This is a genomic window from Sporosarcina sp. P32b, assembly GCF_002743335.1.
Classification (GTDB): domain Bacteria; phylum Bacillota; class Bacilli; order Bacillales_A; family Planococcaceae; genus Sporosarcina.
The window spans coordinates 1-12,839 of the sequence record NZ_PDZB01000040.1; the positions used below are offsets into that span (position 1 = coordinate 1).

Consider the following 12,839-nt stretch of genomic DNA (forward strand, 5'->3'; position numbering starts at 1 on the left):
GCAATGAGACAAAGACAGGCCTTGTCTATGGCTCCTCGCGAAAGCCATCCACCAGCGCCGTAGTGGGGACAATGGACTCGCCACTTACATAGACAGCTAAACCACAATCACCTGATTAAACAGTAAACAGAAAAAGCACGGGCAAGAACCGCAACCCATTGCCGCTTATTACGCACACTAAACAGAAACGTAATCCATTCTAACTAACAACAGAACAATAATTCAAAAAGCACTAATAATCTATTGAAAACACAAAAAAAGGTCTGCCGACGGAAGTTGTAACTTCCAGGGCAGACCTTTTTCATATATTACTTGCCTTCTTCAACTTCTACTTCAGCATCATCAGCCGGAGCGTCTTCTGCAGGTGCTTCTTCTTCAACCCGAGCATCTCCTTCAGCTGGCTGCTCTTCCATCTTGAACAAATCAAGTGAAGCTTTCAAATCTTCATCTTTGATTTTTACATCTGCTGCTTTAACTAACTTCGAAACTTTAGCCAGTAACTCATTTTCGTCAGCTTTTTCCATCAATAGCTCTTGACGGATTTCAGCTTTCTTATCATCAGAGATTTTCTTATCATCAGCTTTACGCTTTTCTTTTACTTCGATGATGTGGAATCCGTTATCTGATTGAACCGGCTCACTGATTTTGCCTGGCTCTAAGTCGTATGCAGCGTTCCAGAATTCAGGAACCATTACACCGTATGCGAACCAGTCAAGATCTCCGCCTTCATCTTTAGAACCTGGATCAGTAGAGTATTCTTTTGCTACTTTCGCAAAGTCTTCTCCTTTATCCAACTTCTCTTTTACTTCTGTTGCTGTCTTTTCATCTTCAACTAAGATGTGACGCGCGTTGATTTCTGATTGTGATTCTTCAAGACGTTTGTCTAACTCTTCGTCAGAAACTTCAATACCATCAGTCAATGCAGCTTCCTGCAATTTATTCAAACGAATCATTTTCTTGAAGCTTTCAGGTGTTTGACCTTGTTGAGCCAAGAATGCTTCGAAGTTTTCACCGAGTTGTTCTTTGTTTTTATCAAATTCTTCATCTACCTGCTTATCGTCTACGTCATACTTATCATCCAGAACCTTTTCCAAGATGATCATTTGTAGGGCTTGTTCACCGACAGATGTTTTCATTTCTTGATAAAACTCATCTTTCGTTACATCTCCTGCTTTAGACGTCATAACCTTTTCATCGCCGCCACCAGAACAAGCGGATAAAGCTGCAACCGAAGCTGCAAGTGTAAATGCTAACATCTTCTTTTTCATGTAATTAACTCCCCTAATCTAAGTATCGATTCTGTCTATTCTTCAAGTAAACACTATATCATATAACGTATGAAAAACAAAAAGGTTCCATACATCAAAAACTGCCCAACCGCTTTTTTCTACTTTCGCATAGGATACAATGTGAAAGGGGGTGCCTTCATGAGCGGTTATTCACACGGCGGATCAGGTTCATCAGGCTTTGCTTTAATTGTTGTGTTGTTCATTTTGTTAATTATCGTCGGTGCAGCATACTTGTGCTAAAAAAAAGCCCGCCCCCAGCAATGGGGGTGGGCAATACATAGTGTTAAGCACTAAAGAACACTTCTACATATAAGGATAAAATGAGGATTGTGATCAGAATGTTTACAGTTCGATAAATCTTTGGCTGCTTTTCTTCTGGAATCTCTCTAGATTGGCAAAGAGCAAATGTCATTTTATTTATTTGATATAAGTAGAACAATGAAAATAGAATGGTAATCGCTATAACCATTTTAGACCTCCTCTTTCTGCTTCTGTACTATCATAGCAGAATATGTGATCAAAAGGAAAAAACTAAACCATGTAAAGAGCAGGTGGTTATGACTCTACTTCAGATTTTGTTAGGTAATCATTTGAATCAACATACGTCTTCTCGATGTTCTGAAAACCGCGTTCGAATATGTCCATAAAATCATCTCCATAGATGTTACGCAATACGGACATGACCTCTAAGAATTCAGGAAATTTACCGTAAATATCACGAATGGGAAGAGAACCTTGAAGAACGCTGTAATCTTCATTATGGTAATTTTCATTCATCCGGATGAGTAACGCTTTGCCTTCTTCTGAAACCGTCACGTATGTATTGCGTCGGTCATCATCTTTTTTCGAGAAGTACAAAAGCTGACGTTGTTCCAACTTTTTTGAGAAGTTAAAGGCGGTTGAGACATGCATTACACCAAATTTCGCGATGTCTGAAATTGTGGCACCTTCCAAATGGTAGGCGATCCACAAAATATGATGTTCATTAATATTGAGTTCGTACGGTTTAATCCATTGTTGCCAATCTTTCTCTACAGCTTTCCATAACGCCTTGGACATTTGGGCTACGCGCTGATTGAAGATCATGGCATCTTTACGTGAAATATTTTGATCGGCCATCGAGACACCTGCTTTCTTTCAGTCATTTTATTTATTATACCAAAAAAACAACAAATAAAAAAGACGGAATAGTAAAATAAATCAGTTTGAGTGTATATGCCCATAGAAACAGCTATATTACGGCTGTTTTTACTATGGGTACGTACTCAAAGATTAGCAAGTGAAGAACGGATGCCTAAATGGAAATACCTTAGCGAGTACCAATTGATTTCTCGAGATCATCCAATGCTGTTTGAATTGCAGAGATTTCTTTCTCTAAACGTTTCTTATTGTGTTCAGTCGAGCGCTTCCAGTCTGCTACAGAAACTTTCATTTCTTCGACAGTCTCTGGGACTAGCTCTTTTGCTTCTTTCGATAAATCGGTAACAGAATCTTTTAGATCTGCGACTTGCCCTTTGACATCTTTCAACTTATCCTTCAATTCGAGTGATGCATTTTTGACGCTGTCACGCAGTTCACTGCCAGCTTTTGGTGTAGAATATAGAACGGTTACCGCAGAAGTGACAGCACCTGCTGCCAGGCCAATAAAGAATGTGGACGCTTTCATGTAGAGAACACTCCTTTTGTATAGTTATTATTTTATTAAAGCATGTTCGTACGTAGTTGAGCAAGAAAATGAATGAAATATTATACCAACAAAAGCTTTTTATCTCCATCGTATGGAGAAATGGACAGAAGAGCGGAATTCAATTTGAGGAATAATGAAAAATGCCGCACTCTTCTGCTCTGTATCCGCCACGTGTTATCGTTGCAGACGCCTTGAAATATTCGTAGCTAATTCAGATACTACATCCATCGGGAACTGCTCTACTTTTGTATCAAATTCGACTTTCAGACCATCTGTTTTATCATAGCGTGGAATTAAATGCATATGGAAATGATAGACGGACTGGCCAGCGAAAGATCCGTTGTTTTGTAATAGGTTCATTCCGGCCGGTTGAAATTCTTCTTTTAATGCATTAGCGATTTTGGGTGCTACTTTAAATAAATTCGCAGCTTCTTCTTCAGTTAATTCATACACATTTTCACGATGTGTTTTTGGGATTAGGAGTACGTGCCCTTTCGTAACAGGCATAATGTCCATAAAAGCAATTACGTGATCATCTTCGTATACTTTTTCTCCTGGAATCGTTCCTTCTACAATCTTGCAGAAAATACATGAGGTCATTTCTACACATCCTTTCATGTTTGGATGTATTGTAGCATATTTTCAGATAGTTAACGAAGGCGGATAAAGCAATTTTACAATTTCTTTGCTAAAATAATAAAAGAAGATAGGGGGAAATATAATGGCAATCCTAGAACTAGAACACGTTACAGGTGGTTATACGCGCAAGCCCGTTTTACATGACCTTTCATTTCAGATAGAAGAGGGGGAGTTGGTCGGGTTAATCGGTCTAAATGGCGCTGGGAAGAGTACGACAATCAAACATATTATCGGTGTCATGAATCCGCTTGAAGGAATTATCAAAATTGACGGTGCGACGTTTAGTGATAAGGAACATTACCGCCAATCATTCAGTTATATTCCAGAGACGCCCGTGTTATACGAAGAACTTACATTACAAGAACATTTGGAACTGACTGCGATGGCATACGGTTTGGACAAGCAGCAATTTGAAATACGTACCGAACAATTGCTGAAAGAGTTCCGTATGGAAAAACGCTTAAAGTGGTTTCCAGCTCACTTTTCTAAAGGTATGCGACAGAAAGTCATGATCATGTGTGCTTTCCTAGTCGAACCTAAATTATATATTATCGATGAGCCATTCGTCGGATTGGATCCTCTAGCGATTCGCGCATTGCTAGACCAAATTATTGAACGAAAAAATGCAGGGGCTTCTATTTTGATGTCCACCCACGTATTGGCGACGGCTGAGAAGTATTGTGATCGCATTATCTTGTTGCACGAAGGCCGGGTGCGTGCGAACGGTACAATGGACGACTTGCGTAAGACGTTCGGGCGACCGGATGCCACACTGGATGACTTATATATCGCAATGACTGAGGAAACTGACCATGAACAACATGCATGAGATATGGGGACAACGGTTCTTCCATTACGTTAATGAACTACAGAAATATATGCGCTATGTATTCACTGGACATTTGGCTATCGTCTTCATGTTTGCCATTGGAGCGGGGGGCTATGCGTATAGTGAATGGCTAAAAGAAGTGCCCGTTACATTCCCTTCAGTTTTCATCGTATCTATCGTCATTGCACTCTTATTAATGAAAGCGGCACCGACTACGTTACTAAAGCCGGCAGATATCGTTTTTTTCCTGCCATTAGAAAATCAATTGCCGAGCTATATGAAACGTTCGATCACTTGGTCGACATTTTCACAACTTCCCTTACCACTAATTGCTATGGTCGTTGCTTTGCCGTTATTAAAAGCAACAGAAGTGGGAACAGGAACGGATTATCTTCTCATTATGTTACTAATCATCGTGTTTAAAGGGCTATTTGTAGGGACTGAATACAGTGTTCGTATTGCGAAGCATAACTTCGTTTGGCCGGATCGTGTGTTACGACTCGTTTTAACATTTCTAACGATTCACTTTGCTCTTACGTGGAGTACGGTTGCAATCTTTATCGGAATTCTGATTGCTATGCTCTATGCGAAGTTTTGGGATAAGAAAGCGGAGCATTTTCCATTTCCGTATGAGCAGTTTATTGAACTGGAACAAAATCGTATGATGCGTTTCTATCGATTTGCGAATTACTTCACGGAAGTACCGCATTTGGTTGGTTCAGTGAGTAAGCGGAGTTGGTTGAAGATTGCTATGAAACGGTCTACATTCAAGCGCAAGGATGTACAAAACTACTTAATCGTACGTACATTTATTCGTACAGATGATACATTTTGGTTGTGGGTTAGATTAACGGCACTGTCTGCGTTGGGTGCGTTCTTAATACCCTTACCAATTGTATCGTTCATTTTTGTAGGAGCTCTAGCGTTTGCGACAGCTGTTCAGTTGATATTGGCGCTTGAAGGTGGCGTCGAGTTCACGATGGATCTGCTATTCCCTGAAGAACAGGAAAAATCGCAAATCAAAGCGGTTCGTTTGTTAGTAAGAAAACTGATTTGGCTACAAGCAATTATTCTATTACTGGCGGCATTACCTTTGTATGGACTAAGTATAACACCTCTCTTGATTGCGGCGATCGCACTCATTGTCGGTGAGGCAACGATCCGATTAACTAAAGAGCAGGTAAAAGAAATATGATGTTCGTCCAGAGTGAAGTAGAACTACTGCTAGTAATGTAATTCATATCACAGAATTGTCTGAATATATGTACCTAGTAAAAATTCCTCTAATTATATTAAAGTAATTCAAAAGTTCGAATAGTTAGATTAGTGGTTGCAATTTGTATTCTATTGCATATATAATTACTAAAAGGTATCAGGGGTGAGAGAGATGAACAATAACAACTCATATGCTGAATTTTTGAAAGCGGTAGGTAACAATGGCACTTCTCTCCAAGCGGAAAAGTTGCTGAACGAAATCTATTGGGATCTGTTTCTACAACACATTCACTGGGAACAAACACAATCGCGAATCATGCTGTTGATTGACGATGCGCTGGATCAAAATGACAAAGAAGCATTCGACCTGTATACACAACAATTAATCGACATTTCACAAGAACATGGTTATGAACTAAAAACAAAATAATGTATTCATAGGCACTGCTAGGGCAAAATCCTGGCAGTGTTTTTTTATTGCATAGAATAACCTCGCTGTGAGTTTCTTTCACAAAGTACAAGGGTACAATAAAGTACATAGAGAGTTAGCTTAAAACGTACGTTCGTTATTTCTTTAGAAAAAACACTGGTTGTGGTAAAATAGAAGGACAGGTGTTTAAGAAGAGGAGTGGAACCATTTGAACGAAACATTTCAATTGCAGGCACCATATACGCCACAAGGAGATCAGCCAAAAGCGATCGACAGCCTTGTTAACGGTATTAAAGAAGGCAAGAAGCATCAAACGTTACTGGGTGCAACGGGGACAGGTAAAACATTCACGGTTTCCAATGTGCTGACAGAAATTAATAAACCTACACTGGTCATTGCCCACAATAAAACGTTGGCTGGCCAATTATATAGCGAGTTCAAAGAGTTTTTTCCAGATAATGCGGTAGAATACTTCGTCAGCTTCTACGATTTTTATCAACCAGAAGCATATGTTCCACAGACGGATACATTCATTGAAAAGGATTCATCGATCAATGATGAAATCGATAAACTTCGCCACTCCGCAACGAGTGCATTATTCGAACGGAACGACGTCTTGATTGTAGCATCCGTGTCATGTATTTACGGTCTAGGTTCGCCAGAAGAATATAATGACATGGTTTTTTCATTACGCAAAGGAATGGAAATACCGCGTAATCAACTATTGCGCACGCTAGTGGACATTCAGTATGAGCGCAATGATATCAATTTCACGCGTGGTACATTCCGTGTCAGAGGCGATGTAGTCGAAGTCTTTCCGGTAGCTCGTGACGAGCGTTGTATACGTCTTGAGTTTTTTGGAGATGAAATCGAACGGATTCGAGAAGTGGATGCCTTAACAGGAGAAGTCATCGGCGATCGTGATCACGTGGCTATTTTCCCAGGATCCCACTTCGTTACCCGCGAAGAGAAGTTACTTAAAGCGATTGAAAATATTGAAATCGAGTTAGAAGAACAGCTTAAATACTTACGTGATAATGATAAATTATTAGAAGCGCAGCGGCTAGAACAACGGACGCGTTATGATCTAGAAATGATGCGGGAGATGGGCTTTTGTTCTGGAATCGAGAACTATTCTAGACATTTGACGTTGCGTGAAGCCGGGGCAACTCCATATACGTTGCTGGATTATTTCCCTGACGACTTTTTGATTGTAGTAGATGAAAGTCACGTCTCCTTGCCACAGATTCGTGGAATGTACAACGGGGACCAGGCACGTAAAAAAGTATTGGTGGAACATGGTTTCCGCTTACCATCGGCATTGGACAACCGTCCATTGATGTTTGAAGAATTTGAAAAGCATGTTCGGCAGGCAATGTATATTTCAGCCACGCCAGGTCCTTATGAGATTGAGCATACAGACGAAATGGTAGAACAGATTATACGTCCTACAGGATTACTTGATCCAATCATTGAAGTGCGTCCTATTGAAGGACAAATTGACGATTTATTGGATGAAATACATCTTCGAATCGAGCGAAATGAACGTGTATTAATAACAACTCTAACGAAAAAAATGTCAGAAGACTTGACGGATTATTTAAAAGATATCGGAATTAAAGTTCAGTACCTCCATTCTGACGTGAAGACTCTAGAACGGACAGAAATTATCCGTGAGTTGCGTGTCGGGACGTACGATGTATTAATCGGAATCAACTTACTGCGTGAAGGAATCGATATTCCCGAAGTTTCATTGGTCACGATTTTGGATGCGGATAAAGAAGGATTCTTGCGTTCGGAACGTGCGTTAATCCAGACAATTGGACGTGCGGCACGTAACTCAGAAGGACGCGTTATTATGTACGCGGATAAAATGACAGATTCCATGAAGAAAGCTATTGATGAAACGGAACGTCGTCGTGAAATTCAAAAAGCATATAATGAAAAACATGGTGTAACACCAACGACCATCGTTAAGCCGATACGCGAATTGATCCGTGCCACTCAAGTGGCTGAAGAAACGGAATCGTATTTGCAAAAGGTGACGAATGGCAAGAAGCTTTCCAAAGACGAGAAAAGCATATTGCTAACCAAATTGGAAAAAGAAATGAAAGACGCAGCAAAAGCTTTAGACTTCGAAAGAGCTGCAGAGTTACGAGATACCGTATTAGAACTGAAAGCAGAAAGGTAGAGTCCGCATGAAAAATAAAGAACTTGTAATACAGGGAGCGAGAGCGAATAACCTAAAAGACATTACGGTGAAGATTCCACGCGACAAGCTAGTGGTGCTTACGGGTTTATCGGGCTCAGGAAAATCTTCACTAGCTTTTGATACGATCTACGCGGAAGGGCAGCGCCGCTATGTGGAATCATTATCTGCATATGCGCGTCAGTTCCTTGGACAAATGGATAAACCAGATGTGGATTCTATAGAAGGATTGTCGCCGGCTATTTCTATTGACCAGAAGACAACGAGTAAAAATCCACGGTCTACTGTAGGAACGGTGACGGAAATCTACGACTACTTGCGTTTACTTTATGCAAGAGTCGGGAAACCGCATTGTCCGTTTCATGGCATTGAAATCTCTACGCAGACGATTCAGCAGATGGTGGATCGTGTAATCCAGTTACCAGAGCGTACTCGAATTCAAATTTTGGCACCTATTATTTCAGAACGTAAAGGGACACATGCCAAATTATTTGAAGATATTAAAAGACAAGGCTATGTACGGGTACGAGTAAATGGTGAGACAATTGATTTAGACGATAACATCGATTTGGATAAAAATAAAAAGCATACAATTGAAATCGTCATTGACCGAATCGTCATGAAAGAAGGCGTAGAAACACGTCTAAGTGACTCATTGGAATCTGCGTTACGATTAGCAGACGGTAATGTTCTTGTCGATGTAATTGGTGAAGAAGAACTGTTTTTCAGTGAACATCACGCATGTCCTATTTGTGGGTTTTCTATTGGCGAACTAGAACCGCGTATGTTTTCATTTAACAGTCCGTTCGGTGCATGTCCTGAATGTGATGGACTTGGCATGAAACTCGAAGTGGATCCAGATTTAGTCATTCCAAATAGTGACCTAACCTTAAAAGAACACGCTATTGCCCCTTGGGAGCCAACGAGTTCGCAATATTATCCAGAACTTCTGAAGACGATTGCCAAGCATTATAAAATTCCAATGGATGTACCGGTTAGAGAACTAGCTGACTCAGATATTGAAAAACTGATGCTAGGATCCAAAAAAGAGAAGATTCGTTTCCGTTATACAAATGAATTCGGAAACACACGCGATAGCGATATTTATTTCGAAGGTGTTTTGCGCAACGTCGAACGTCGTTATCATGAGACATCATCAGACTATATACGTGAGCAGATGGGTAAATATATGACGGAGAAGTCATGTCCCACTTGTACAGGCTACCGCCTAAAACCCGAATCGCTTTCGGTTTTAGTGAACGGAGAGCATATCGGGAAGATCACGGAACGTTCGATTGTTGAAACGACGAAATTCTTTGACCAATTAATTCTATCTGAGAAGGACACACAAATTGCAGACATGGTCTTGAAGGAAATCCAAGAACGTTTAGGTTTCTTAGTGAACGTCGGTCTCGATTATTTAAATTTATCTCGTTCAGCAGGAACATTATCAGGTGGAGAGGCACAGCGTATACGACTGGCTACACAAATCGGATCTCGTTTGACAGGTGTTCTGTATATTCTCGATGAACCTTCAATTGGACTTCATCAGCGAGATAATGATCGATTAATTGGCACGCTTCAAAGCATGCGAGATATCGGAAATACGTTAATTGTTGTAGAACATGACGAGGACACGATGATGGCCGCAGACTATTTAATTGATATCGGTCCTGGTGCTGGCGTGGCAGGTGGAGAAGTGGTAGCTGCAGGTACTCCTGCGAAAGTGATGAAAAACAAAAAGTCGCTGACCGGTCAATATTTGAGCGGGAAGAAATTCATTCCACTACCGATTGAACGCAGGTCACGTGATGAGCGCAGCATTATCGTTAAAGGCGCTTCAGAGAATAACTTGAAGCATATTGATGCAGAATTCCCACTCGGTCAATTTATCGCAGTTACAGGAGTTTCCGGTTCAGGTAAAAGTACGTTGGTCAATGATATTTTGCATAAAACATTGGCCCAGAAATTGAATCGATCCAAACAAAGACCTGGAAAATTCGATAGTATTAGTGGTGTGGAACATTTGGAGAAGATTATCGATATCGATCAATCACCAATCGGCCGTACACCGCGTTCCAACCCCGCTACGTATACAGGCGTCTTTGATGATATACGCGATGTTTTTGCGATGACGAATGAAGCGAAAGTTCGCGGCTATAAAAAAGGTCGCTTTAGTTTTAACGTCAAGGGAGGACGGTGTGAAGCATGCCGTGGAGATGGAATCATCAAAATCGAAATGCATTTCCTTCCGGATGTATATGTACCGTGCGAAGTATGTCACGGTAAACGTTATAACCGTGAAACACTTGAGGTGAAGTATAAAGGAAAGAATATTGCAGACGTACTGGAAATGACAGTAGAATATGCGGTCGTATTTTTCGAAAACATCCCGAAAATCCATCGTAAATTGCAGACGATCGTCGATGTAGGCTTAGGCTATGTACAATTAGGTCAACCAGCAACGACACTGTCAGGTGGAGAAGCCCAACGTGTGAAATTGGCTTCTGAATTGCATAAACGGTCCATGGGTAAATCGTTTTATATTTTGGACGAGCCGACAACAGGTTTGCACGTACATGATATAGCTAAGTTACTTGAAGTTCTTCAACGTCTAGTTGATGGAGGGAACACAGTTCTCGTTATTGAGCATAATTTGGATGTCATTAAGACTGTCGATTATATTATCGATATCGGTCCGGAAGGCGGAGACAAAGGCGGAGAAATTGTTGCGACGGGTACACCCGAAGCGATAGCAGAAGTCAAAGAATCCTATACGGGTAAATATTTGAAGACCATCCTAGAAAGAGATCGAAATCGGATGAAAGAACAAATAAAAAAAGTAGTAAAGAAATAGAAAATGAAACTTTTGTTCCGCAGAACCGTATAAATAGATAGCTACTGAAAAGATTGTTCAAAACAAGGAGGAATCTGGAAATGCAAAATGAACGCATACGAATACTAACGATGCTTGAAGAAGGTAAAATCACAGCTGATGAAGCATTGAAATTACTGGAAGCCATGGGTAAAGAATCTGAGCAAGGAACAGCGGAAGAGAGCTCTTCAGCTGATGCTTTCTTCGAAGATATCCGCAAAGAATTCGTCTCAGCAGGTGACCGCTTCATGCAATTTATGGATACGGCAGTACACCGTGTGAAAGAATTCGATTTCGAAGCACCATTCAGCAAATCTGTTTCCTTTACACATACAGAAAGTAAGTCCGTAGAAGATATTGAAGAAATCATCATCCATATCGATCACGGTACTGTGGAAATTCATCCTTCAGATACTGAGGAAATCACGGCGAAGTTCTCTGTAAAGCATTTCAATCATGATTCTGAAGCAGGTGCACTCAGCCAGTTCCTAGAAAAGTTATTGTTCGTAAAAGACGGCAATAAGTTGCGCATCGGAAGCGACTTGAAGATGCTGCAAGTCAACCTACATCTGTACGTACCGACTACAACGCCGTATAGTAAACTTTCTGTCCGTCTATTGAACGGCGGATGTTCTGTTGAAGGCGTGGACTTTAAAGATCTGCGTATTAGAACGGCAAATGGTAAAATTGAATGTGCCGATATTAAATTTGATGAAGCGGAGCTAGAGACTGCAAACGGTATGGTCCGTTTGTTGAAAGTTACTGGCGAAAAGCTAGAAGCCGAAACATTAAATGGTCGTGTCTATGTAGATGGCGCGGTGAATGATGTAGACGCAAAATCCTTAAATGGAAACGTGACGTTGACAACTTCTTCTGCTGATGCAAAAAAATTAGAAGCGAAGTCAATCAGCGGTACGGTTGAAATTTACTTCCCATCTACTATAGGTGTTAAGGGAGAGATTACTTCCAACATGGGTAAGCTTGACTTGCAATTGAAAGATGTATCACGTGTGGAAGAACAAGAACAGTTCTTACACCGTACGATCCGCTTTAGCAAGAACGTTGAAGACTCAATGAAAGAGCCGTTGCACATCACGGGAGAGTCCAAGACAGGCACTGTCATGGTTCGCTATAACTCTGTCGATATGGATTAATCACATAATCAAACACCTGCACTGCCATTTGTGGCGGTGCAGGTGTTTTTTGGTTTTTTTGATTGTTTGAATGAAGCGGGGGGATTTGCTTGTGCCGCTCAATAAATCGTGTAGGTGCTCATTGTTGCTGCGTTTTCGCTCTATTGAGAGAGTTGTCCGCTCTATCCGGGTCTGGAAGCGCTCATACTTACGGGTTAAGCGATCAATCCTGCCGCTTACCCGCTCATTACACTCTGCTCCTAGAGGTCAATCGCTTGCGCCGCTCAATAAATCGTGTAGGTACTCATTGTTGCTGCGTTTTCGCTCTATGAGGGTGGATGTCCGCTCTATCGTGGTCCGTATCCGCTCAAACTTACGGGGTAAGCGATCAATCCTGCCGCTTACCCGCTCATTACACTCTGCTCCTAGAGGTCAATCGCCTGTGCCGCTCAATAATTCGTGTAAGTGCTCATTGTTGCTGCGTTTTCGCTCTATGAGGGTGGATGTCCGCTCTATCGTGGTCCGTATCCGCT

Annotated in this window: 12 protein-coding genes; 7 read left to right on the forward strand and 5 right to left on the reverse strand. The window is 41.1% G+C overall.

Annotated elements, in window-relative coordinates; genetic code table 11:
* Positions 1-308 precede the first annotated feature (308 nt).
* Positions 309-1,268: a peptidylprolyl isomerase gene (locus tag CSV64_RS16030; RefSeq protein WP_099635582.1), complete on the reverse strand. Its 960-nt coding sequence runs from the start codon at positions 1,266-1,268 to the stop codon at positions 309-311.
* Positions 1,269-1,427: 159 nt separating this feature from the next.
* Here CSV64_RS16030 and CSV64_RS16035 point away from each other — a divergent pair, with 159 nt between their 5' ends.
* Positions 1,428-1,529, forward strand: a complete 102-nt coding sequence (locus CSV64_RS16035; protein ID WP_099635583.1) for a YjcZ family sporulation protein — start codon at positions 1,428-1,430, stop codon at positions 1,527-1,529.
* Between the two features lie 43 nt (positions 1,530-1,572).
* On the opposite strand, the gene CSV64_RS16040 is transcribed toward CSV64_RS16035, so the two are convergent.
* From CSV64_RS16040 to CSV64_RS16055, 4 genes are all read right to left on the reverse strand, one after another.
* Complete coding sequence (locus CSV64_RS16040; RefSeq protein WP_029054118.1) at positions 1,573-1,758, reverse strand: hypothetical protein; 186 nt, start codon at positions 1,756-1,758, stop codon at positions 1,573-1,575.
* A gap of 86 nt (positions 1,759-1,844) precedes the next feature.
* A complete protein-coding gene (locus CSV64_RS16045; RefSeq protein WP_099635584.1) occupies positions 1,845-2,408 on the reverse strand; it encodes an HTH-type transcriptional regulator Hpr in 564 nt (187 codons plus the stop codon).
* Positions 2,409-2,598: 190 nt separating this feature from the next.
* Positions 2,599-2,955: a YtxH domain-containing protein gene (locus tag CSV64_RS16050; protein WP_099635585.1), complete on the reverse strand. Its 357-nt coding sequence runs from the start codon at positions 2,953-2,955 to the stop codon at positions 2,599-2,601.
* Positions 2,956-3,150: 195 nt separating this feature from the next.
* Entirely contained in the window at positions 3,151-3,576 is a 426-nt protein-coding gene (locus CSV64_RS16055) for an HIT family protein (RefSeq protein WP_099635586.1), read from the reverse strand.
* Positions 3,577-3,697: 121 nt separating this feature from the next.
* On the opposite strand from CSV64_RS16055, the gene CSV64_RS16060 reads away from it, so the two are divergent.
* The 6 genes from CSV64_RS16060 to CSV64_RS16085 all read left to right on the forward strand — a co-directional run bounded on the left by CSV64_RS16060 (position 3,698) and on the right by CSV64_RS16085 (position 12,327).
* On the forward strand, positions 3,698-4,444 hold the full coding sequence (locus CSV64_RS16060) for an ABC transporter ATP-binding protein (RefSeq protein ID WP_099635587.1): 747 nt from the start codon (positions 3,698-3,700) through the stop codon (positions 4,442-4,444).
* Complete coding sequence (locus CSV64_RS16065; protein ID WP_099635588.1) at positions 4,428-5,639, forward strand: ABC transporter permease; 1,212 nt, start codon at positions 4,428-4,430, stop codon at positions 5,637-5,639. Before CSV64_RS16060 ends, CSV64_RS16065 begins: the two co-directional genes overlap by 17 nt.
* Positions 5,640-5,831: 192 nt before the next feature.
* The gene (locus CSV64_RS16070) at positions 5,832-6,089 is read left to right on the forward strand and encodes an IDEAL domain-containing protein (RefSeq protein WP_099635589.1); all 258 of its coding nucleotides are present in this window, start codon (positions 5,832-5,834) and stop codon (positions 6,087-6,089) included.
* Positions 6,090-6,297: 208 nt separating this feature from the next.
* Complete coding sequence (gene uvrB / locus CSV64_RS16075) at positions 6,298-8,280, forward strand: excinuclease ABC subunit UvrB (RefSeq protein WP_099635590.1); 1,983 nt, start codon at positions 6,298-6,300, stop codon at positions 8,278-8,280.
* A gap of 7 nt (positions 8,281-8,287) precedes the next feature.
* Positions 8,288-11,155 (forward strand): excinuclease ABC subunit UvrA, encoded by a 2,868-nt coding sequence (gene uvrA / locus CSV64_RS16080; RefSeq protein ID WP_099635591.1) that lies wholly within the window; start codon positions 8,288-8,290, stop codon positions 11,153-11,155.
* Between the two features lie 80 nt (positions 11,156-11,235).
* The gene (locus CSV64_RS16085; protein WP_099635592.1) at positions 11,236-12,327 is read left to right on the forward strand and encodes a DUF4097 family beta strand repeat-containing protein; all 1,092 of its coding nucleotides are present in this window, start codon (positions 11,236-11,238) and stop codon (positions 12,325-12,327) included.
* Positions 12,328-12,839: the final 512 nt, after the last annotated feature.